General features: G+C 58.5%; 21 protein-coding genes and 2 pseudogenes. 8 read left to right on the forward strand and 15 right to left on the reverse strand.

Annotation, left to right across the window (positions count from 1 at the left end; genetic code table 11):
• Positions 1-35: 35 nt before the first annotated feature.
• Positions 36-2,078: a M3 family metallopeptidase gene (locus EOS_RS16420; protein ID WP_047847726.1), complete on the reverse strand. Its 2,043-nt coding sequence runs from the start codon at positions 2,076-2,078 to the stop codon at positions 36-38.
• Positions 2,079-2,606: 528 nt separating this feature from the next.
• On the opposite strand from EOS_RS16420, the gene EOS_RS16425 reads away from it, so the two are divergent.
• The 8 genes from EOS_RS16425 to EOS_RS16460 all read left to right on the forward strand — a co-directional run bounded on the left by EOS_RS16425 (position 2,607) and on the right by EOS_RS16460 (position 9,981).
• Positions 2,607-3,602, forward strand: coding sequence for an ABC transporter substrate-binding protein (locus tag EOS_RS16425; RefSeq protein ID WP_047847727.1), 996 nt, complete (start codon positions 2,607-2,609; stop codon positions 3,600-3,602).
• A complete protein-coding gene (locus tag EOS_RS16430) occupies positions 3,599-4,456 on the forward strand; it encodes an ABC transporter ATP-binding protein (protein WP_047847728.1) in 858 nt (285 codons plus the stop codon). The genes EOS_RS16425 and EOS_RS16430 overlap by 4 nt, the downstream gene beginning before the upstream one ends.
• 18 nt (positions 4,457-4,474) lie before the next feature.
• Positions 4,475-5,224, forward strand: a complete 750-nt coding sequence (locus EOS_RS16435; protein WP_047847729.1) for an ABC transporter permease — start codon at positions 4,475-4,477, stop codon at positions 5,222-5,224.
• A 29-nt stretch (positions 5,225-5,253) separates the two neighbouring features.
• Entirely contained in the window at positions 5,254-5,985 is a 732-nt protein-coding gene (locus EOS_RS16440) for an ABC transporter permease (RefSeq protein WP_047847730.1), read from the forward strand.
• Positions 5,986-6,040: 55 nt separating this feature from the next.
• Positions 6,041-6,877: a carboxylating nicotinate-nucleotide diphosphorylase gene (gene nadC, locus EOS_RS16445; protein WP_047847731.1), complete on the forward strand. Its 837-nt coding sequence runs from the start codon at positions 6,041-6,043 to the stop codon at positions 6,875-6,877.
• Between the two features lie 4 nt (positions 6,878-6,881).
• Positions 6,882-8,681 carry a phosphonate metabolism protein/1,5-bisphosphokinase (PRPP-forming) PhnN gene (gene phnN, locus EOS_RS16450; RefSeq protein WP_047847732.1) on the forward strand — a complete coding sequence of 600 codons (1,800 nt, stop codon included), beginning with the start codon at positions 6,882-6,884 and terminating at the stop codon, positions 8,679-8,681.
• A gap of 2 nt (positions 8,682-8,683) precedes the next feature.
• Complete coding sequence (locus EOS_RS16455; RefSeq protein ID WP_047847733.1) at positions 8,684-9,478, forward strand: FRG domain-containing protein; 795 nt, start codon at positions 8,684-8,686, stop codon at positions 9,476-9,478.
• Positions 9,479-9,600: 122 nt separating this feature from the next.
• On the forward strand, positions 9,601-9,981 hold the full coding sequence (locus tag EOS_RS16460) for a VOC family protein (RefSeq protein ID WP_047847734.1): 381 nt from the start codon (positions 9,601-9,603) through the stop codon (positions 9,979-9,981).
• Positions 9,982-10,015: 34 nt separating this feature from the next.
• On the opposite strand, the gene EOS_RS44570 is transcribed toward EOS_RS16460, so the two are convergent.
• The 14 genes and pseudogenes from EOS_RS44570 to EOS_RS47090 form a co-directional block, all read right to left on the reverse strand.
• Positions 10,016-10,633, reverse strand: a complete 618-nt coding sequence (locus EOS_RS44570) for a class I SAM-dependent methyltransferase (protein WP_075645355.1) — start codon at positions 10,631-10,633, stop codon at positions 10,016-10,018.
• A gap of 28 nt (positions 10,634-10,661) precedes the next feature.
• Positions 10,662-10,826 carry a hypothetical protein gene (locus EOS_RS46300; RefSeq protein ID WP_200908657.1) on the reverse strand — a complete coding sequence of 55 codons (165 nt, stop codon included), beginning with the start codon at positions 10,824-10,826 and terminating at the stop codon, positions 10,662-10,664.
• Positions 10,827-10,922: 96 nt separating this feature from the next.
• A complete protein-coding gene (locus EOS_RS45650) occupies positions 10,923-11,318 on the reverse strand; it encodes a hypothetical protein (protein WP_047847736.1) in 396 nt (131 codons plus the stop codon).
• A 14-nt stretch (positions 11,319-11,332) separates the two neighbouring features.
• Positions 11,333-13,051 (reverse strand): methyl-accepting chemotaxis protein, encoded by a 1,719-nt coding sequence (locus tag EOS_RS16475; protein ID WP_047847737.1) that lies wholly within the window; start codon positions 13,049-13,051, stop codon positions 11,333-11,335.
• A gap of 183 nt (positions 13,052-13,234) precedes the next feature.
• A complete protein-coding gene (deoA, locus tag EOS_RS16480; protein ID WP_047847738.1) occupies positions 13,235-14,554 on the reverse strand; it encodes a thymidine phosphorylase in 1,320 nt (439 codons plus the stop codon).
• A 60-nt stretch (positions 14,555-14,614) separates the two neighbouring features.
• Positions 14,615-15,889: a NupC/NupG family nucleoside CNT transporter gene (locus EOS_RS16485; protein ID WP_047847739.1), complete on the reverse strand. Its 1,275-nt coding sequence runs from the start codon at positions 15,887-15,889 to the stop codon at positions 14,615-14,617.
• A gap of 136 nt (positions 15,890-16,025) precedes the next feature.
• Positions 16,026-17,069: a purine-nucleoside phosphorylase gene (locus tag EOS_RS16490; RefSeq protein WP_053063900.1), complete on the reverse strand. Its 1,044-nt coding sequence runs from the start codon at positions 17,067-17,069 to the stop codon at positions 16,026-16,028.
• A 50-nt stretch (positions 17,070-17,119) separates the two neighbouring features.
• A complete protein-coding gene (locus tag EOS_RS16495) occupies positions 17,120-18,007 on the reverse strand; it encodes a nucleoside-specific channel-forming protein Tsx (protein WP_082163379.1) in 888 nt (295 codons plus the stop codon).
• A 633-nt stretch (positions 18,008-18,640) separates the two neighbouring features.
• The gene (locus EOS_RS16500) at positions 18,641-19,087 is read right to left on the reverse strand and encodes a hypothetical protein (protein ID WP_160312503.1); all 447 of its coding nucleotides are present in this window, start codon (positions 19,085-19,087) and stop codon (positions 18,641-18,643) included.
• Positions 19,088-20,490: 1,403 nt separating this feature from the next.
• Positions 20,491-20,811: a CcdB family protein gene (locus EOS_RS16510; RefSeq protein WP_047847742.1), complete on the reverse strand. Its 321-nt coding sequence runs from the start codon at positions 20,809-20,811 to the stop codon at positions 20,491-20,493.
• The gene (locus EOS_RS16515; protein WP_047847747.1) at positions 20,811-21,053 is read right to left on the reverse strand and encodes a type II toxin-antitoxin system CcdA family antitoxin; all 243 of its coding nucleotides are present in this window, start codon (positions 21,051-21,053) and stop codon (positions 20,811-20,813) included. The genes EOS_RS16510 and EOS_RS16515 overlap by 1 nt, the downstream gene beginning before the upstream one ends.
• A 904-nt stretch (positions 21,054-21,957) precedes the next feature.
• Positions 21,958-22,284, reverse strand: coding sequence for a helix-turn-helix domain-containing protein (locus tag EOS_RS16520; RefSeq protein ID WP_047847743.1), 327 nt, complete (start codon positions 22,282-22,284; stop codon positions 21,958-21,960).
• 2 nt (positions 22,285-22,286) lie between these two features.
• A pseudogene (locus EOS_RS16525) lies at positions 22,287-22,659 on the reverse strand (type II toxin-antitoxin system RelE/ParE family toxin).
• 156 nt (positions 22,660-22,815) lie between these two features.
• A pseudogene (locus tag EOS_RS47090) lies at positions 22,816-23,048 on the reverse strand (hypothetical protein); the annotation flags it as partial.

Raw genomic sequence — 23,048 nt, forward strand, 5'->3', positions numbered from 1 at the left:
CGAAGCTGCTCGCGAAACCGGTCATTCAGGCCGGCTTACTCACCCCGCAGCAAACCCCGTTTGCGTAACATCGGTTCGGCTCGCGGATCACGGCCGCGAAAAGCGCGGAACGCGGCGCGTTGTTCGCGGCTGTCGCCTGCGCTGTAAACGTAGCGTTGCAGCTTGTCGGCTAGCGTGGGATCGAATGCGTTGCCGGCTTCTTCGAATGCATCGAACGCTTCGGCCTCCAGGACCTCGGCCCACATATAGACGTAATAGCCGGCCGCATAATATGCGCCGCTAAAGATATGGCCAAAATGCGGCAACCGGTGGCGCATGCCGACCTCCCGCGGCACGCCGATACGCTCGCGCTCGTCCGTCTCAAACCGGGTGATGTCGATACCGGCAGGATCGTTCTGCAGATGCAACGCCATATCGATCAGAGCCGACGATGTATAAGCAACCGTCTCGAACCCCTGGTTGAAAGTCTGCGCTGCCCTGATGCGCTCTATCAACGCGGCCGGGATCGGCTCGCCCGTTGTCACATGACGCGCGTGCTTCGCCAGCACTTCCGGCACCGTGGCCCAGTTCTCCATCAGTTGCGAAGGAAGTTCCACATAGTCTTGCGGAACGTTGGTACCCGAGAGGCGGCCGTAGCTTACGTCGGAGAGCAAGCCGTGCAGTCCGTGGCCAAATTCGTGAAACAGCGTGCGCACGTCGTCGAAGCTGAGTAGCGTTGGGCCATCGTCGACGCGGGCGAAATTATTGTTGTTCACCACGACCGGCATCACCTTGTCGCCATTGCGCGTTTGCCTGCGATAAATATGCATCCAGGCGCCACCGTGCTTGTTGGGCCGGGCATAGTTGTCGCCGAGAAAGATGCCCACCCGTTCATCGCCGCGGCGCACTTCCCACAAACGCACGTCCGGGTGATACAGCGGTACGCCGGTTTGCTCGACGAACTGCACGCCGAACAGGCGTCCCGCGCAATCGAACATGGCGGCACGCATCGCGTCCAGGCTGAAGTACGGTTTCACTTGAGCATCGTCGAGTGCGTAGCGGGCGACGCGTACTTTCTCGGCCAGGTAATACCAGTCCCACGGCTCTATGTCAGTGGACTCGCCGAGCGCGGCGGCTTGTTCGACCAGGGCCTGCCGCTCTTGTTCAACGCTGGCCTTCGCCGGCTCCCAAACCTGACCAAGCAGTTCAAAGACAGCGGAGGCTTTGCCGGCCATGCGATCGGAGAGCGCGTAATCGGCAAAGTTTTCGTAGCCGAGCAATCGCGCCTGTTCCTGCCGCAACAGGAGTATCTCGCGAGCCAGCGGCCGGTTGTCGCGCGCTGGGGTTTCTCCACGCGTGGTCCAGGCGCGCCATGCGGTCTCACGCAGATCACGGCGGGTCGACCACGTGAGGAACGGCTGCACGAGCGAACGCGAGAGCGTGATCACGTAGCCGTCCACACCGCGCTCCTTGGCGGCACTGCGTGCTGCCTGGCGCAGGGAATCGGGTAGGCCGGTCAAGTCCGCTTCGGTCGTCAAGGGCAACTGGTAAGTCGATTCGTCGGCGAGTATGTTCTGCGCGAACTGCGTCTGCAGATCGGCGAGCCGCGTGGCGATGGCCGCGAAACGCTCACGTGCAACCCCTTGCAGCGTGCCGCCCGCGCGGACGAAATCGGTATGCAGGCGTTGCAGCAGACGGTGCTGCTCTTCGCTCAGATCCAGCGTGGCAGTTTGCTGGTGAACGGTATCGAGCCTGGCAAAGAAGCCGGCGTGCATCGCGACCTTGCTGTCGTGCGCCGCCAGCAGCGGCGCCATTTCGCGCTCCACAGCTTGCAGGGCGGGCGGCGACTCGGAAGCACACAGGTTTTCAAAGGTCAGCCGCACACGGTCCAGCCTGGCGCCGGCGGCATCGAACGCGGCCACAGTGTTGTCGAATGTCGGCGCCGCCGGATTTTCAGCTAGTGCATTGATTTCCGCCAGATGCTGCTCGAAAAGCGCAGCGAAGGCGGGGGCGAAGTGTTCGCACCGGATCTGCTCGAACGGCGGTAACTGGTAGGGCGTTTGCCAGTCCTGTAACAGCGGGTTGCTGTGGTCGGTCATGTCGATCTGCCTGTTGGGCGGTTATCGTCGAGGAGCGAACATGATATGACATCGTGCACCTGAGGAGGGCGAAGGGGCGGTTTGGACCTGACGGTTTGCTATCCAGGTGGCGAAGCGCGGTGTCATCGAAGGAGACGTTCCTTAATGATCAAGCTCACGGCGTTCACCGGAGACTGAGATGCTCAGACCAAGACCGATCGCAAGAATGGGTGCCGACCGCCTGACAATGTCGTGCTGCTTTTTAATGCGTCATTGCACCAATGTCGGGAGACTGGCACCGCAAAGGAATTACGTTGTGTACGCTACTTATCCAACACATTACGAACGTCTTGATGAGATCGTTTTTTCGTTCAGTAAACCGAAGAATATCGACTAATTGCGGCGTTATGCAGTCGATATCAAATTCTTGTGCCATCAAAGAACGCTTGGCACACTCCATGCATAAAAGTTAGAAATAAGACGTGTACGCTCTTTTTGACTGTGTAAGATCGAGCGACTGATCCACTTTATCCTGGTCCGGAGTAGCCTATGAAGTCATTCATCGTGCGTGCGATCACGTTGCTTAGTGTGTCACTGCTTCTTGCCGCTGCTCCTGGAAGGTTCAACGTCGCACACGCCGACGAGATATCGGTGACTCAATGGGGCAGCAGTTTGTACGGTCTTCCCTATGCGGTCGCCATGCACGATGGCCTTTTCAAGAAGGCAGGTGTCGACATCACCGGCATCCTGAGCTCCGGCGGTGGTGGCACAACCGTTCGCAATATTCTCGCCAGTAAAACCCCATACGGCGAAGTCGCAGTGTCGGCGGCGCTTGCCGCACAGCGCCAGGGCCTGGACCTTGTCATCGTGAACGCAGGCACACGTAGCGTTGCGGAGGCGTCGATGGTGACCATGCCCAGCTCTGACGTAAAAAATGTGGGTGATCTCGCCGGAAAAAAGGTCGCGATTACATCACCGAAAGGTGTGTCCGAAATGTTGTTGCTGATGGTGCTCAAGTCGAAGGGAATCGATGCAGGCAAGGTCACGCGGATTGCGTCGGGCGGATATGTAAACGGCTTGACGTTGCTGGAACAAGGCGGCGTGTCGGGAGCTGTGCTGATCGAACCGCTCTCCATCATTCGTGCTACTAAGTACCGCACGGTCTATCGCGCCGGCGATGTTCTCCAACCGATGACCACCTCCGTTGGCATCACCACCCGCGAGTTTGCAAAGGAACATCCGGACACCCTGCGCGCGATCATTGCCGGGCGACGCGCGGGCGTCGATGCGACTTACGCCGATCCTGCCGCCGCCGCAGCGTTGCTGCAGGAAAGTTTCAAGCTGACGCCTGAAGTGGCGAAGGTGGCGGTGGACAACATGGTCAAGTCGCGCATGTGGAGCGAAGGCGAGTTCGATCGCGCAGAACTCGACCGCATGACAGACGGTCTCAAGCTGATCGGCGAACTCAATGGCGATGTGGATTGGTCCAAGCTGGTAGACACGAGTTTCCTTCCCGCAGATTTGAAGGCTAAAGGAAAGCTATGACCGTACTGAATAGACCTGTGCCGCTCAAGATCCTGGAGGCATTGCCATCACAGGAACCAGAAGAGGCACACGCGACGCTTACCGGCGTCACGCGGTACTTCAAGAAGAACGGATCCAAAGAACTCTTTCATGCACTTGGCCCGATTGACCTGACCCTGATGAAGGGCGAATTCTTCTCGGTGGTGGGACCCTCGGGTTGCGGCAAGTCCACGCTGCTCGACGCGCTTGCGGGCCTGTCCGAACCCAGCAGCGGAAGCGTCATGTTCGAAGGGCGCGCAGTCAAGGGTGTACCAGACGGGGTGGGCGTGGTCTTTCAGGAGGATGCGTCGTTCCCGTGGCTGAACGTGCACGACAATATTTCATTCGGATTACGCATGGCGGGGATGGACGGCGCGGAGATCAAGCGCCGAACCGACTATGCGATGGGTTTCATGGGGCTGAAGGATTTCGCTGGAGCGTATCCGGCGCAACTCTCGGGCGGCATGCGCCAGCGCGTTTGTATCGCCCGCACGCTTGTCACACAACCTCGCCTGATCCTGCTGGACGAACCCTTCGGCGCACTCGACCAGCAAACACGCCTGCTCATGGGGGATGAACTGTTGCGCCTGTGGCGCGAGACTTCCGCCACGGTGCTGCTGATTACCCATGCGCTCGACGAAGCCGCCATGCTTTCGGATCGTGTGGGCGTGATGTCGGCACGCCCCGGGCTGTTTATCGACATCGTCGAAACGGGTTGGGCCCGGTCGCGAGACAGCCGCATTGTCTCGACGCCACGCTTTGGCGAAGTGAATGCGCGACTGTGGGAGAAGCTACGCGTTGAATCGATGAAGGTGATGGGAACGGCCACGCACTAAATTTACCGGGAGTCCGACGTGAAGACCGAGAGCATTCTGCGCGCGGCCGTGGTGATCAGCTTCATAGTGCTGATCGAATTGCTATGCCGCCTGGGCGTTGTTCCCACAAGCGTGCTGCTCGCGCCTTCGACCATGGTGATGCATGGTGCCGAGTTGCTGCGTGCAGGCAAGTTTAATCACGACATTGGCATCAGCCTCCTGGAGATCGTGGCGGCATCGATCGTTTCGGTACTGCTGGGGTTTGTCATCGGCTTGGTTATTCATGCGTTGCCGCGAACGCGGCGGGCGCTCGAGCCTTTGTTGTCCAGCTACTACGCAGTACCAACATTCATATTTTATCCCGTGTTCATCGTGGTGCTTGGGGTGGGGCCGCTTCCGATCATCGCAATCGCAGTGTTGTTGGCCGTCGTGACAATGATTACAGCCACGCTCGACGGCCTCGACCGGATTCCGCGCGCGCTGCACAAAAGCGGGCTCGTCATGCGTCTGCCTGCTTGGCGCTCAGCTTTCTTCATCAAACTGCCCGCTGCGCTTCCCTATCTTTTCACGGGAATGAAACTGGCGGTGGCTTATTCTTTTATCGGAGTGATTGCGTCGGAATTCATCTTGTCTGGATCGGGTGTTGGGTATGCGATCGGCTATGCCTACAACAACTTCCAGAACGACGACATGTACTCGTTGATGCTGCTCATCCTGATCGCGGTAACGGTGGTGAATATGGTGCTGAATCGCATCGATCACCGGTTCCAGTCCCGCCGTCAGCGCTGACCACGCCCCACGCCATTGCCGGAGCGCCCATGAAAAATTACTTCGACCCTTTGATCGTCGCAATAGTGATCGTAGCTTGCTGGCAAGTCCTGCATCTCACGGTTGGCGACGGTTCGCTGTCCTCGCCGTGGTCGACGCTGACGGAACTCGTGCATATGCTCGGCACGCAAGCCTTCTGGTCCAACGCGACCGAGACGGCAAAAGCGCTTGGGCTTGCGCTCGTCATTGCGCTTGTGGGTGGAATTTTGCTGGGCGTGCTGCTAGGCGTGAACCGGGTATCGGGCATTGTCGCCGAGCCGATCTTGCTGAATCTTTACTCGCTGCCGAAGGTGACGCTTTACCCGCTGGTGCTGCTTGTATTCGGTCTTGGGCTATCGGCAAAGGTGGCGTTCGGCGTCATGCACGGGCTGATTCCGATTTTGATGTTCACCATGAATGCGATTCGCCAGATGCGGCCGGTGTATTTGCGCGCGTCGCTGACGATGCGCCTGCCACTGCATCGCACGATCCTTCACGTGGTGCTGCCAGCCGTATTCCCCGAGATTGTCTCGGGACTGCGCCTGGGCTTTTCCCTGACGTTGCTAGGCGTGCTGATTGGTGAAATGTTCGCGTCGCAGCGCGGCCTCGGTTACCTGCTGACGAGCGCCATGAATCTTGGCGATATCCGCACCATCATGGCAGTCGCCTTGTTCCTGACCTTATTTGCGCTGCTGTGCAATGGCCTGCTGTTGATGGCCAACCGTCGCCTGAACCATCGCTGACCGTGATTGTTTCCTTCCTAACCTGTTTTGCTCGAGCAAAGAAAGGCTGACCATTATGTACGACACCTTCCAGACCGACCGCCTGATCGACCTGTGGCTTGCCGAAGACATCGGCTATTGCGATCTGACCGCGCAGGTCATGATCGAGCCGCATGAGACCGGCGCGTTCGTGATGAATGCGCGGGAAAAGCTGATCGTTGCCGGCGTCGATGTGGCAGTGCGTATCTTCAAGCGCTACGATCCGTCGCTTGACGTGAGCGTACACGTAAAGGACGGCGATACGATCGAGAAGGGGACCATCATGCTCACGGTGCGCGGCAACGCACGCAGCGTGCTGACCGCCGAGCGTACCGCGCTAAATATAGTGCAGCGGCTTTCAGGTATCGCTAACCTGACGGCGGAATATGTGGCCGCGGTGGCCGGCACGCGTGCAAGGCTCATTGACACGCGCAAGACCACGCCCGGCCTGCGCATGCTGGAGAAACACGCGGTTACGTGCGGCGGTGGTCTCAACCATCGTCTCGGCCTTGATAACGGCGTCATGATCAAAGATAACCACATCGCAGTGTGCGGCGGCATTGCAAAGGCCGTGGAACGCGCGCGCCGTCAGTTGCCGGTTCTGACCAAGCTGGAAGTGGAATGTGACCGGCTGGATCAGGTAAGGGAAGCGCTGGAAGCGAGTGTCGATGTGATCATGCTCGACAACATGTCAGTGGCCGACATGGCCAAGGCGGTTGACATGGTAGGCGGGCGCACCAAGCTCGAAGCATCGGGCGGTATCAGCCTTGCCACTATCGGAGAGATTGCGAAGACAGGCGTGGATTATATTTCGACGAGCAAGATCAACCAGGCGTCGTCATGCGTGGATATCGGCCTCGATGAGGCGGAGTAAGCCCGTGATGTCGCCAGGAATCTTGTTCTTCGTGGTCGGCCCCAGCGGCGCCGGCAAGGACTCGTTGATCGAAGGCGCGCGGAGTATCGGCGAACCTTTCGTCTTCGCGCGACGCGTGATCACGCGACCTGCAGGCTCTGCCGGTGAAGATCACGATGAGCTCGACGATGCAACGTTTGCAGAAGTCGAGCAGCGAGGCGGCTTCCTGGTGACATGGTCAGCGCATGACCTGAGATATGGCTTGCGCCGCGAATTGCTCGACGTGCTATCAGAGGGCCGGCATGTGGTAGCAAACGGTTCGCGCGCGATGATCGCTGATTTATCGATGCGTGTGCTTCGGCTGGTGGTTGTCGAGGTCACGGCGCCGGTCGAGTTGCTCGCCGAACGCATCCTTGCACGGGGACGCGAGACCCCGGAACAGGTTCGGCTGCGTGTCACGCGGCAGGTCGAGCCTGCTCCGGTCGATGTGAAGACAGTGAGGGTGGTCAACGACGGTACGCTGGAACAAGGCATCCAGCGCTTCACCACGGCGTTGCAGTGCGCGATCCAGCCTCCTGGCAGCGAGCCGTTTGTTGAGGCGAAGCTTGCGGGCCAGGCACTTGACGAGGCGCAGTACGCCGCGGTCTTCGACGATATCCTCGCGCGACGCTACTCAAACGCCGAGATCGACAAGTTCTTGCTGCATGCGTCGCAACATCTGAGCGACGCCGAGGTGCTGGCTATCGCAAGAGTGCGCGCGACACTCATGCCGCGGATTGACTGGGACGAGCCAATCGTCGTTGACAAACATTCAATGGGTGGAATTCCGGGAAGCCGGATAACGCTGATCGTGGTGCCGATCGTCGCTGCCTACGGCCTTGCAATGCCGAAGACATCGTCGCGGGCTATCACGTCGGCGGCAGGTACCGCCGATGCAATGGAAACGCTCGCTCGAGTCGATCTGAAGGTGGACGATGTACGCCGCTGCGTACGCGAAGCACGAGCGTGCATTGCGTGGAATGGGCGGCTGAACCACTCGCTCATCGACGACCGGATTAACGCATTCACGCGTCCGCTCGGGCTCGATTCCAGCCGCTGGTCGGTTGCGTCGATCCTGTCGAAAAAGCGCTCGGCCGGTTCGACCCATGTGATTGTCGATCTGCCTTGTGGACCGCGCGCCAAGCTGAAATCTACAGAGGAGGCGCGTGCACTGGGCGAGCTCTTCGAATACGTGGGCCAAGGCCTGGGATTGCAAGTCAAGGCGCTGGTCACTGACGGGACCGGCCCGATCGGACGCGGGATCGGACCGGCGCTCGAAGCACGTGACGTGAACCTGGTCCTCAACAATCTCCCGGGTGCGCCGGCGGACCTGCGCGAGAAGGCTTTGCTCTTTGCGTCGCATGTGCTCGCGTGGGCGCCGGGTATTGCCGACGCCACGCAAGGACGGCAAGTGGCTGAATACTTGCTCGCATCGGGTGCGGCATGGGCCGCTTTCGAGAGGATTGTCGACGCGCAGGGCAGGAGAACACCGCCAGCAGCTCCCGGCACGCTCACGCACCGCGTACGCGCAAGCCGTGCGGGCAGGGTGGCGAGCATCGACGGCTGGCAGCTGGCCGGTATTGCGCGCCTGGCGGGAGCGCCCCAGGATCTCGGCGCCGGCATAGACCTGTGTTGCGAGCCGGGACAGCGGGTGTCGGCCGGACAAACGCTTTATGTTATCCACTCGAATTACGCCGCGCACCTGGATCTGGCTGCGTCGGCCGCGTCGGCAGAACCCGGACTGATGATCGGGCATGAAGCCGCGAGTGCTACTCAGGATAATTGACGATGCAAACTATTATTGTGTCGAGTTGGCAAGAGTTCATGAGTCTCACCATCGAGCTCGACGGTTGGGCGTTTCGCGGCCAGCAGGACGAGCGCTGGCCGCTGCAAAGCTCGTTGTCGCGCTACCTGTCCGCGTTTGTGCCTGACCGCTCGGCGTGGCGAATTCAAGAGCAGCGTGCTATTCGCATCTTCAGGCGGAAGGCGCATAACTATCTTTCCGACGTTCGTGCGCTGTCCGACGACCTGCGTTGCCTCGGTCTGATGCAGCATCATGGCGCGCCTACGAGATTGCTCGATTTCACCAAGTCACCTTTTGTTGCTGCTTTCTTTGCGCTTGAGCGCGCGGTGTCCAATGCCGCTGTTTTCGCAGTCAATACACCGGCGCTATGGACGGATCGCGCAGTGCCTGTTTCGGCGCCGCATCTTGTGCGGGAGATGATCGATCCACGCCTGCCAGGGAACTTTGAAAGGTTTTATCTTAGCGACGAAAATCCGGTGATGTGGTTTGGGGAGCCCGCCGAAATGGATCAGCGGCTGATCGCGCAAGCAGGCACGTTTGTGTTGCCTGGCCTGTTGCATCAGCCGCTCGACATGATCCTCGATCAATACACTTGCAGCGACGAACTGCTGCGCAAGATCGTGCTGCCATCGGAGATACGGGACGAAGCCATGCGTTCGCTGTATAGAATGAACATCACCAACGCGTCGCTGTTTCCAGATCTTGAAGGACTGGCGCGCTCAATTGCGCTTGAGCTGGAGATTGTGTGGCCAGCACAGGTCGTCAGGACGCTTGCTTGATTTTGACCTATCACGCGGAACGTGACGACTTTGAAGCTTGCAGAAAAATAGCAATTTTTCCCAAGCCGGGCGGGGCATCGCGTCTTACGATGGGTACTCGAACCGCTACCGGAGAACTTCTTATGATTGACCACATTTCGATCGGCGTACGCGATATTTCCAGAGCGAAACAGTTCTATGACGTCACGCTGAATGCACTTGGTTACACATGCTTGAGCGAAGCAGAAGACTCGCTCGGATATGGCCGCGATGCAGTCGTGCTCTGGGTCGTCGCCGTCGACAGCCCGGTCCCGCCCGACGCTGGATCAGGCCTGCACCTATGCTTTGCTGCGCCGACCCGAAAAGATGTGGATGCTTTTCACAAGGCGGCTCTCGGCGCTGGCGGGTATGACAACGGCAAGCCAGGGCTGCGCACCAACTACGGCGCCAACTACTACGCCGCTTATGTCGTCGATCCTGATGGCTACCGGATCGAGGCGCTTTGTGGACAAGCGGTCTCTTAGCGGTAGCTTTACGCAGGAGATGGGGAGCGCACGCTCAGTGTGGCTTGAGACAGTGACAATAAACGAAGTGCTGGACACGTCCGGCTGGCGTAACGTGTTGCTCCTCGTTATGTTCGACCAGCTCGAAAGCAGGACCGAATTCGGCATGCAAGCTATTTGCATCGTACTGGACCACGGGGAGGCCACTGCACTCCGCTGGCCCGTCCGGTGCGAACGTGGCTACGATAACGTGTCCGCGTGGCTTCACAGCGCGCATCACCTGGGCCACATAAGCGTGACGATCTGCCTCGTTGGTCAGAAAATGGAAGACCGCGCGATCGTGCCATACATCAAAGGCACCTTCTGGCAGCGAGAGGGATGTCACGTCGCCTTCTATCCAGCGCACGAGGCCGGCTTTAGGTCCGAGGCGTCGACGGGCGACCGCCAGTGCCTCCCCGGAGAGGTCCAGAACGGAAAGATTTTCGTAGCCGTGGACTAGGAGGTCATCAACCAGGGTCGAGGCCCCGCCGCCGACATCGATAATCGCTGCCGCCGGCGTGGCACAGATCCGGCGGATCAGATCCGTCGACAGCGTCGCGTGGGGCTGGAACCAACTGACTTCGGTTTCCGATCGAGTGGAATAGATGTTTTCCCAATGGCTTTTCGATTGCATTTGCGCGGTCCCGAATTGATTCATTCGATCAATTATAGACGTCGGTGCGCTTCGAGAGCAGGTAGTCCGTCTGGATCGAGACTTCATGCCACTTCGGATGGTGCGAGCCGCTCGAAGTCGACAACGCGCCGTCCGTGTACGTGTATTCGCCGTTGAGACTCAATGAAGGCGTCAGCGCATACCCGGCGTTCAACTCGACGTTACTGAAGCGCGTTCAGGTAACGGTTAACCTCGCTCAAGAGCGCCGAGTGATATTGCTCCGGCAAGCTCCTGTCGTCACTCAAAGACATCAGTTCTTCAATCCTGTCACGGAATGACTCGACGATACCCGCCCGCATCGCCACAGGCAGGTGCGCCAGCATCGCAACCAGCAATTCGCCAACGACTGCAAGGCGCGCGCCGTGTTGAACAACGGCGATACCGTTTCTCGTGGATAGGGTCGCGGCATCGCCACAGGCAGGTGCGCCAGCATCGCAACCAGCAATTCGCCAACGACTGCAAGGCGCGCGCCGTGTTGAACAACGGCGATACCGTTTCTCGTGGATAGGGTCGCGAGCAGATCGAGTAACGTGCCGTCGCTCGCTTCTTTAGATTCTTTGGCCGGGACTGTCAACGGTTGCGGCGACGAATCCGGCAGGGCTTCAATGTCTGAATTGCAGATCTGCATTTTGACGATATTGGACATGATGAGTTTCGTGATCAGAACGCTTCCCAGTCCGCGTTCGCCGCACCGGCTGCGGTGGGTCTGTGAGCAATGATGGCGGGGGTAACCCTCGGCTTTGCGGACTCTGCGCGACGCATGGAGGGAATCCTTGGCGCAGGCAGGCGCGGTTTGTTTTGCAGAATCACCGCGCGTGCCGGAGATTGCGCTGTCTCGGCGACCCTGAACACAGAAACGGCGTCTTTCAGCCTGGCTGCCTGTTCTTCAAGCGACTGCGCTGCAGCGGCTGCCTGCTCGACGAGCGCAGCGTTCTGTTGCGTCACTTCGTCCATCTGGCTGACAGCCTGATTGACCTGTTCAATGCCACGGCTTTGCTCTTCGGACGCTGCGGCGATTTCGCCGACGATATCGGAGACCTGCTTGATCGCCTGCTTGACCTGTCCCATCGTGGCGCTGACTTCGGTTGCCTGCTTCGCGCCGTCCTGAATCGTTGTCACGGACGAACTGATCAACTCCTTGATTTCCTTGGCAGCTGCAGCGGAACGCTGAGCCAGGCTGCGAACCTCACTGGCGACCACCGCGAAGCCTCGCCCCTGTTCGCCAGCCCGTGCGGCTTCGACGGCCGCGTTCAGCGCGAGAATGTTCGTCTGGAAAGCAATGCCTTCGATGACACCGGTGATGTCGGAAATCTTGCTCGAACTACTGCTGATCAGACCGATCGTCCCGACCATGGCCTGAACGGAGTCGTTACCTGTATCTGCCATGCCGGTGGCATGGGTGGCGAGCGCGTTCGCTTGACGGGCATTGTCAGCGGTCTGCTTTACCGTCTCGGTCAACTGCGTCATGCTGGCCGCGGTTTCTTCAAGCGATGTCGCCTGTTCCTCCGTGCGGGCAGACAGGTCCGTATTGCCGCTTGCAATTTCTCGCGACGCCACAGCGACTGATTCGGAGGACACCTTGATTCCGCGAACCGTATTGCTAAGCTGCTGGTCCATTTTTCTCAGTGCTTCAAGAAGCTGACCAAACTCACCTCCCGAATCGACGATGACCTGATTTTCCAGCTTGCCGGCCATGATGCGGTTCGCTACGTCAACGGCTTTGTTGAGCGGCTTCGAAATTACACGCAGCAGGTATGCAGATGCGCCAACGGCAACAACGATACCCGCGCCAAGAAGGGCGATCGCAATCCAAAACGTAGTCCTGAACGTCGATTCACCGTCGGCGACAGACTGCTGGGCCTGAGCCAGATTGAGCGCAGCGTCCTGGTCCAGAGCGTCGTTCATTGACACAGCCACCGAGGCGATCTTTTCGATTGTAGAAGAGGCCGCGTCGAAATTGCCCGCGCCCGCGGCAGCTGTAGCTTCGTTCGTCAATGCCGTGAACTGGGGCAGGATGCCCCTGATCCGGTCTGCGATCTCACCTTCCTCCCTGCTGGATACGCCGCTTGGATAGTAGTGGTTCCATGACTTATTGAGCCGTTCAAATTGTGGCGCAATGGCCGCCACGTATTCTGCCGTTTTAGCCGGATCGCGGAATACTTGAATACGCCTTAGCAGAAGGCGTACGTTAAGCTGGGCCGCGCGAACTTCCGATAGATCGGCAATCGGAACGGTGTTCCCGGAGTACCCGTCGGCCACGTTCGCATTGAGCTTGGACAGCCCGTACGCCGCAAACAGTCCGATCGCAGCCATCAGTATCACGCACACGCCAAACGCGAGAATGATCTTGAATTTGATTGTTTGTACCAAGTTACCCATGTCGCGTCCGTCGAAAAGGTGATGTCCGGGCTTTGGCACCGCGAGGCCAAAAATGGAGGGCGGATACCAATCGTATCCATATCGTATACGTAAAAAATGACTTGATCTTTAGTCAAACCGCACTAGATATTTCCTGAAATTTCCATAAGGATTTGCTACTACTTGCGTGGTTACGTTAAGAGCTCAATCGATGACGCAATACACGCTCGGTGGCACCTGTGGTCCGGTTGAAGCGAACGAATACGCCGTTTGAATTTCACCGATGGCGTTTTGGGCGGCCAGCAAATCTCGGGCGTGGATGATGGCGATGGGCTGGCCCGCATCAACACGTTCTCCTAACTCCACGAGGTCCGTCAAACCAACCTGATAGTCGATTGTGTCTTCAGGCCGGCGCCGGCCACCGCCCAGGCCGACGACCGCCAGACCCAGCGCGCGGCAATCGATGCGCTCCACAAAACCCGCATTCGGCGCGGCAACGGGAATGACAATCGGCGCATGATCCAGATGACGTTCGGGCGCTTCGACCAGATCGCCGGGTCCGCCTAGTGCGCTCACCATCCGCGCAAAACGTTCGGCAGCGGCGCCGGAATCGAGCGCCGCATTCAGCTTCGCGCAGGCGTCGGTCGTGTTATCGGCGAGACCGCCCAGCACGAGCATGTGTGCTGCCAGCGCGAGGGTGACCTCGTGTAGCCGCGCTGGCCGGGCGCGACCGGTCAGGTAGTCGATCGCGCACCGGATCTCCAGCGCGTTGCCGGCGCAGGGCGCCAATGGCTGGTCCATGTCGGTCAGCACGGCGGTGGTTTTCAATCCGGCACCGTTGCCGACATCGACGATGCTTCTCGCCAGTTCGACCGACTTCTCATAGCTCGGCATGAACGCGCCCGAACCCACCTTGATGTCCATCGCCAGTCCTCCAAGACCCGCGGCGAGTTTCTTCGAGAGGATCGACGCGGTGATCATCGCGACCGATTCCACCGTCGCGGTAATGTCGCGGATCGCGTAGATTCGCCGGTCTGCAGGCGCTAGCTGCGCCGTCTGACCGATGATCGCAATGCCCGTCTCGCGCACGATGCGCTGGAATGTGCCGATGTCGGGCGCGACGTCATAGCCGGGGATCGACGCGAGCTTGTCGAGTGTGCCGCCGGTATGGCCGAGGCCGCGGCCGGAAATCATCGGCACGAATCCGCCGCATGCCGCGACCATTGGGCCCAGCAGCAGCGACGTGAGGTCGCCGACACCGCCCGTCGAATGCTTATCGAGGACCGGACCCGGAAGGCCGAGCGAGCGCCATTGCAGCACCTGGCCTGAGTCCCGCTGTGCCAGCGTGAATGCCACGCGTTCGTCGACGCTCATGTCGTTGAAATACACGGCCATCGCGAACGCTGCGACTTGTCCCTCGGTGACGCTGCCGTCGACGATGCCACGAACGAAGCCCACGATATCCTCGTTGGAAAGCGCTTGTGCGTCGCGTTTTTTTCGAACGATTTCCTGTGGCAAGAACATGGATAGTCTCCTCGGGAAGAAAGCTTGAGCCGGGGTGTTGTTGAATTCGACTCGCGAATGCTAAGGCATCGAAAGAAAGATACCTGCAATGGCGGCACTCATCAGGTTCGATAGTGTGCTGGCTGCCACCACCCGCAGTCCGTAACGTGCCACTTCCGAGCGACGTTCGGGTGCGACCACGCTAAAGCCGCCCGCGAGGATGGCGATCGACGAGAAGTTGGCAAATCCGCACAGCGCGAAAGACACAATGGCGAGCGTCCGCGGATCGAGCACCTGCAAGCCTGCTGCGGTGACCTCCGCCGCGCTTTTCAGATAGGGCGACAGGTCTACGTAGGCCACGAACTCGTTCAGGATCATCTTCTCGCCGATGAAATTGCCGGCGAGCTGCGCGTCGTGCCAGGGAACGCCGATCAGCCATGCCAGTGGCGAGAACGCGTAGCCGAGAACACTTTGCAGCGTGATTTGCGGATGTCCGAAGAGGCCGGCAAACCCGCTGACGGCCTCGTTCAGAAGTGCGATCAATCCGATGAAGGCGATCAGCATCGCACCAACGTTGATCGCAATTTTAAGGCCGACAGACGCACCCGATGCTGCTGCTTCGATGATATTGGCGGAGCGCTTTTCGTCGAAGCTGAGGCTGTCGAGAACGACTTGGCTCGGCTCGGTGGTCGGGAAGATCATCTTCGCGAACAGCAGACCGCCCGGCACCGCCATGAACGACGCGGCCAGCAGATACTCCACCCTGACACCTAGACCTGCATAACCCGCCAGCACTGAACCGGCGACCGACGCCATGCCACTCGACATCACGGCGAACAATTCAGCTCCGGTCATCTGTCTGATAAACGGCTTGACGAGGGCAGGCATCTCGCTCTGACCGAGGAAGATAGTCGCCACCGCCGAACAGGCTTCGATACGGCTCACGCCAAGCAGTTTTTCGAACACGATGCCAAGACCGTTGACGATCCACTTCATCACCCCGATGTGATAGAGCACAGCGATCAGTGCCGTGACGAAGATGATCATCGGCAGAACCCGCAGGCCGAAGATGAAGCCGTTACCGCCGAATAGCTGGAACATCTTGCTATCGACGAGTCCGCCGAACATGAAGGAAACGCCGTGATTGCCCATCTCGAGTACATGGTTCACTCCGCGCGCGGTGGCAGCGAGGGTGGCGCTGCCAAGCGGCACGAACAGAACCAGCGCACCGATGGCGATCTGCACGCATAGCGCAGCGACCAGCGTGCGTGGACGAATAGCTCGTCGATTGGTCGACAGGGCATAGGCGATCAGCAAAAGCAGAAACATGCCGCACAGGCTGCGTACGATAGTCACGGGGTACTCACTCTATAGAGATAGTTGACCGGCGGGGCGCTCATGAAACCCTCATGAAACCCTCATGAAATCCTCACGAGAGCCGCCGGCGATATGATGCTTGCCTTCGCATCACGCGTTCGTTACAGCGCGAGGCCTAGTTCGCGGGCACGCCCGTTTTCCAGTGCGCCCAGTCCTTGACGATCGCGTTGACCAACGGCGAACCGGCGAGGTAGAGGTTGTCGATGGCAGGAACAAAACCGCCTTGTTGCTGGTAATTCAGCAGGTTGTCGACATTCGATCCGCCCTCTGGCGGTCGATCGAAGTCCGACCCGGAACGCAATACCGCGACGCGAGCCGTGTCGGCAAGACCCGCGGCCGCCGCACGTTTGATGACCTCGAAGGTCGCGTTGTCTTCCTGCTGGGTCGTGCAATACACGCCCTTGCCGTCGGTCAGCAATTTCGTCCAGTCGCGCGCCCGTTGTCCCAGCGCGTTGCCCGAGAACCATGTGTCGCCCGCGAGCGTGTCGCACTGGATCACAGCCGGCGGCTGGTTGGCTGGCGCGTTCGAATAGGTTGCACGATAGGCTTTCGCAGCGGCGCTATCGGAAAGCGTCACGTTACGCGAGAGCGCATAGGCTTTTTGCAGTAGCGCTTCGTTGAGTTGAAACACTTCGGTGCGATAGTCGAGAGGGGGCTTTTCGGTTTCGCTCTTGGTATTGATCCCAAGATAACCGGCCTTCCAGCCAGTGGGGATTTCACGCGCGTCGAGTTCCCACTGGATGCCGAAATCCACCAGGTACCGGGCCCATGCCGCCGAACCGAGCGTACCTTGTGCCGGGTCGATGCCCGCTATCCCCGACACCAGGAAGTACGTCTTGCGCAGATCGAACTTTCTCGAATAAACCAGTGCGGCCACGGAGGCCGCCGCATTCGAATGGCCCATTCCGGTCGTAAGCACGCAGACATCGTCCCGATTGCAGTGCACCGACGGGTAATCGGGCGACAAACCGGGAACCGCGATCGCCTGGGTATGTCCGAGATGGTCGAGCCAGGTCTTTCCCTCGGGGCCAAACATCGAGATGATGAGCACCTTGACCGGGCGTGGCGTGGACGAGCTGGGCGCAGCATGCGCGCCTGTCAGAAGCAGGCACGCGAGGCCGATGCAGGCAAGGGTCCTGCGCAATGTGTCTTTCAACATGAGGGTCCTTGATCGATGAAGAATCGGTAAGAGAGTTCGATGAAAGCGGCTCAGAACTGGTAGCCGGCCGAGAGGTAATAACCCCATCCGGTCGATCTGTTCTGGAACGAGCCGGAACCGAAATCGAGCGCGGTACCGTTCCATTGACCGCCGTTGTGGAAGTACCGGCCGACGGCCACGAAACGCCAGTGCGTGAACGAATAGAGCAGCACGTTGGTGGCTACGAAGGCCGTGTCGCTGCGCGAGTTGCCGCCTGTCTCCTCGGCGAGCCTGGAACCAAAGTCGTAGTTGAAGAACCCGACGTAGGTCAGCGAACCGCCGTGAAAAGTGCCTAGCGGATAGATGTATTTCATCTGAGCCCGATAACCATCCCACGAGTCCTGGTTAGCTGCGCCGTAGTTCTCCCATTGACGGCGCACATAGAAGTTCGCCGACAACATCAGGGGCGTGTGGGTGTCGATGTCGGTACCAATACCGCTGTACAACGTATTCTGGCGATTGGCCTGGTTGTTCCCCAGGTCGTAGATCCAGTCGAACGCGACGTACCATTCCTTGAAGGGACCAAATCCCAGGTGCTTGCCGGTGAGCGAGTCGATCGAGACGCGCGGCTCCTGTTCGCTGAAGAGCGGCGAGCCGTGGTCCCATGCACCCGTGTCGTGTCCATTGCCGACGTTGAACGCCTTCGGAACGTCGACGTAGCCGTACAGATCGAACGGTCCCTTGCGGCCGAAGTACTCGTACTCCAGGTAGACGTCGTTATCCCGATAGGGGCCGAACCGTACGTTCTTGTCGCCGATCACGCTCAGGCTCTGGTGATACCAGGATGAGAGGTAGGGAGAGTCGGTTGCGGATGGGGTTACTTCCGTGGAGCTTTGTATGCTGTTGGCGGCTGACGACGCATCAGCCGTTGCGGCGCAAGCAGGTTGCGAGAGCAGCATGCCGGTTAGCGCCGTTGCAAGACTGGCTTTAATAAAAGGGAAGTGGCCAGTTCTATAAAGGGTGATTAGAAACCTCACCAAATATTTCGGATACCTATTTTTATTTTGCATTCTCTTTCTGACCCATATTTTTAATGGTAGTGGATACGAAGTGCTCGATTTACAGCGCTCGAATGGCATCGCCGGGACATGTCTTCGACGATGCTTGCCGTGCCCTCGACCGAACAACCCAACCTTGTGCGCAGGCGCTCTTCGATCGTGCGTTAACGAAAGAATTTCGTAATAATTCGCGCCAATACTGACCAATCGGTCAACTTGAAGAGCCTGCGGGAGCAAGGCGTCGAGTCAAGTGCACACTTCGTGCCAGAACTTGACTGGACGGTCAGGTTTTGAAATTTCTTTGGCGTCGTATTGACGAGGGCGTGGGGCAATGCACTGCACTGCCTCCATGACCCCGCATGGCCGTCGGCGCTGCGGTTTTTTATTGCTTGCGGACTGTCCCGGGGCGCCCAGTACGTTCCGACGGCGTACGAACTTTTATCGTTGTATTTTTATATTTCGCGTCTCCCTCGCGGTGAGAACCGTGGACTTCCAGCTCGGGACACCAGGGTCTGTTTACATGACATTGCACGCTCATTGACGGGGGAACAGTAAATCAAACTGCGACGGACCCGACAGGAACGTCACCGACTGGCCGCCGAGCGGCGAGCCCTGCCACGTTACCGGCGCGATGCTGCCGCTGGCGCCGGTGGGCGGTAGCACGTGTTGCTGCGGGAACGTGAAGGTGACTGTGATTTCCTTGCGCCGCTTGGCTGAATGGATTTTGTGGGGTGGTGCGCCAAACATCGACGGCTGATCCGCCTGCTGTTCGCGCACTTCCGCCTCTTCCCATTGGGCGAGATCCTCGGGCCACGTTTCTCCCAGCACTTCGCGTCGCGAACGCTTTTTACTTGTTACTTCGCTTCGCGATTGCTTTTTACTTTTCTCTTCGCGTCGCGAACGCTTTTTACTTTCTACTTCGCTTGGCAATTGCTTTTTACTCTCCACTTGTGTGACGACACCTTCCATGGCGTCATGCACGCTCGACGGATCCTTGGCAATGGAGTCGGGCAAATTCGCCGTGAACACATTGAAGGGCATTTGCAACGTGGTCTCGTCAACACGATGCGCGCCCGCAATGCCAAGGCCTGCGCGGTCTTGCGTCGCATCGTCAGCGCTTGCAGGTCTTCACGCTCCGAATCGCTCAGCACGAGTTCCCCCGTGGACCGCCCACTCATCGTTGCCTCCGCGTATCAAGTGCTACACAGAACACTTTAGTACGTGATCGGCATCATTCAATGAGTTTTTAACTCAGGACAGCTCAACGTTCACTAGACGGAAAGGAGTGGGTTTGCATAGCGTTTTGGGCGACAGATAGCGACCGTAGCGACGTTGCTGACTGGTCGAATCATCATCGATTTGTCCAACTCGCTTATTCGTGCGCGTTCCTGCTAGAATCGAAATTCATCGACCCACGCTCATTGCGCAGCAACGACGATTTCAGCATTCAGGGCAATCACAGCTACCGAACGTTTGTTGCGGAATACCCGACAGCCTCTTCGTTCCGCCAGATGGTAAAGCACAAGGATACGTATCTGAAGTACCGTGACTTCCGCTTTGCGAAGGTGGACATCCTTCGTGGTGGACAGTGGGAGTACGACTTCTCGGCAGATTCGGCTCAGTCCCACATTAGCGCCCCGGCCCCGCATCTGATACAGCACCTTGCTTTACATTGGGACCGGCAGACGGGCTGGCTCGAGAGCGAAGGCGCCTTGGCGGCATTCTCTCTCGAGCAAGAGCATCGACACGGACTTTACGTACGACGGGACCTTCTGGACCGCTATTTGACTAATACATGCCCAGCGTGTTGTGTATCAAAATATGCACAGACGCGGAAGGATGGAAGCTGCACAGTTGGACGCCTGGTCATATCTCCGCTATGACGGGTCGCGGTTCTCTGTAATTGACCGCGAGAAAAAGACGTACGGACTGGGCTGAGACGGTAGGACGACGTTGCTCGACGCGCTTGCCGTCAGCCTGCGTTCTGAGGGCGCTGCACAGCGCTATGGCGAGCTAAAAAGACCGTCGCCCATCGTCGTTCGACGTAAATCCGTCAATCCGGAATCCTAGTCCAGCAAGGACGGAGCGGTCCGAGTTGACAGAATTAATCGTTGCCACATTTTCATAAGTTATGCGAATCAATTAGCGGCTGCTGCGTCGAGCGGAGGCCAAACCCCAATGAAGCATGTTAAGTCTATGAATCACATGACACAGCCGTTCACAAATCACGAGGAGGGCGGCAGTGCCGGGCAGTGAGATAGACGGAAACATAAGACTCTGGCGATCAACGCTAGCGCGGAACGCCGAGTCTCAAAAGAGCCGCTGATGTCAACACCTCGGCCAGTTTTCGCCTCTGAGACCGACCGACGCCACCTTGCCTTCGATCAGTAGGCGCCGAAAATCCGGTCGAGCGCGGCCAAGATGGCATCGCGGCGATCCGCAAGGGAGCCGACGCGCCTGCCGAGCGCGGTCAACGGAACAGCACTCATGGCAGGCGTGTCGAGGAAGTGTTTCTCGCCATTGATCTCGAAGACTGGCAGCAAATCGGACGGTTTGCCTGAGAACCCGAGATCCGGGGTAGGTCGTAGAGGAATCACGATGCGCGTCGGCAAGATTCCGACATGCGTGCTCTGCACGTCGAGCAGGTACGGTGCAAGGCGGCGCGTCCCATCGTCGGGGTTATCGTAGAGATCAAAACGCGCCACTAAAACGTCCTGTACTTCGCTAGCGGCAGCCCGTCGCGTTCAACCATCGCCGTGTATGCTGCGATCAACTCGGCATTGTCGTTGGCCCAACGGCGAGCCTCAGTCTCCTGAATTTCTTCGCGCACACCACGCTCACTCGCGCGCGAAAGATTGATCCCGAGCTCTTTGGCCCGCTCCAAGACTTCAGGCGGCAACGTGACGTTCGTGGACTTACGCGCCCGGACTTCGAGTGCCTTCCCCATGCGCATCTCCATATTCAAAAACATGTGCATTGTAGCCCACATGCACGATGATTGCCCACAGGAAATCTTTCTCCGAGCGGCCGGTGCAGGCCGCCTAGTCATACTTCGCTCGTGAGGCCGCCAGGTTACGTGCGGTGAGTAGCCGCTCAATAGGGAGACGCTGGTTATACCTAAGTGCTCGGACGTGAATGCGTACGCAGATTGTTTGGTCGCTATCCCTTGCCGTGAAAGGGCTCGCGCGAAACCGGAGCAGCGGACGGTACTGTTTTACTTCACTTACAGGCTGTCGCCAAAAGTGTTTCCAAGAAGCGAACGGGCACAAATGAATGCGCAAGACGGGGGCAAGACTTCAGGAAGGAAACGCGTACCGCAGAGGACTCGGCTACCTTTCCGAAATATCCAAGATGAACAAAACTCTCACGGACTCTGATGGAAGGCAGTGATCTGTCGATCACTTGGTGCCTCATAAACTGCCCATTGACCGACCTCATGCCCAGTTTATGGGGCATTTTCCTCCGCCAACGGCGGCTGCTCGGTCGCCGGGGCCCCCTCATCCTCATTTGCCGACGTTGGCCATTTTAAAAACGGAGGACAGCATAAGGGAGGGCCGTGCGCTCTGGCCGGCGCTCCCAACATCCTAATAGACCGGTTAAGCAACTGTTCAAGAACCCCGTCGCACTGCTCGATTTGTTGCGTCGTCATGTACGTGGCGAGCGTCACCCAGAAGGGCCTGCCTGTCATCCCGGCGGATAAATACGCAAACTTTAGAATGAAGCGCAGTGCTCCGCTCGCGTCGCCGATGCGCTGCAGCTGCTACCGGTGGGTCGAGATATATTGGCGAGGAAGGTGGTCTCGCGTCCACTCGACACGCGATTCCATGACAATATGTCGACGTCAGATGTTCCTATTCTGCGCTAACCAGAACGCGCCCTTCCCGTCGAGATTTTGGCGCCGCGCGCACGACAATTTCCACGTCTTGTCCGAGTCGCGTGAGGCATTCGATCAGCTTGCTTTCGGAAACCCCCCGAAACTGACCACGTAGCAAACCGGAAAGCTTAGGTTGCGAGAGTCCAAGAAGACTCGCCGCAGCGGTTTGTGTTAGCCCCTCGTCTTTCAGAAGATGGGCAATACGCATCACAAGATCGGCTTTGACGCGCATTGCGTCAGCATTGGGTAAGTCAAGATCAGCGTAGACATTCCCTGAGCCACGTTCGATTTGTTCGCTAGTCATCGTCATTCTCCGTCATCTCGTTGGGCCAACTTTAAGCGTCGCTGGATCATGTCCAGATCGGGCGTTGGTGTCGCGCTTCCACTTTTGGACTTCTTTTGGAAACAATGCAGAACATAGACGGCGGCAGCAAACTTAGATGGCGGCAGCAAACTTCACGGTATACACCGCACGATACGTGTCGCCCTGGAGGTTCTCAATGACTTCCAGCACGCCCGCACCGCCGAAGCCTTTTAATACCTTTGCATCTTCATGCGTCTCGCCCAGTTGCGCGAGATGAAGCGCGTAGCCCACCGCGTCGATCACTTCATCAGGCATCGCCAGCAGGTCCTTCTTCGACGTGCCGACCCAGCGCAGGGACTTGGGAGATGGGGTCATATAATAGGTTATATCTAAATGGGAATAACTTGTCACTGTCGACGCGTCCGGGAATCCGCGACGATTTCTTGAAACCGGATGAACTGATTACCCGGCTGCGGCAAGCAACTAACCCGTCTGCGATGAGGTCCGTTTGACGTCCATGCGATGGTCTTTTTACCGGGAAGGTTCTTCGACAGCCACCGAGAACGACGTGACGAGGTTTCCGCGCCTGCCTGGAGCGCTATCTGTTGGTTCAAGCCGCACGAGAAAATCGATGTCCTTCTGTGCCAGCCGGGCGAACTGCTCTTCGACGGCCGCGAATTTCAGCAGGCACTGGACCTGCCAGTTCATCCCGACGACGAGCCATGTGGAGAGGCCATTCCATTCGCTCAGAAGGATTGCTCCAG

Source organism: Caballeronia mineralivorans PML1(12) (genome assembly GCF_001028175.1).
GTDB classification, from domain to species: domain Bacteria; phylum Pseudomonadota; class Gammaproteobacteria; order Burkholderiales; family Burkholderiaceae; genus Caballeronia; species Caballeronia mineralivorans.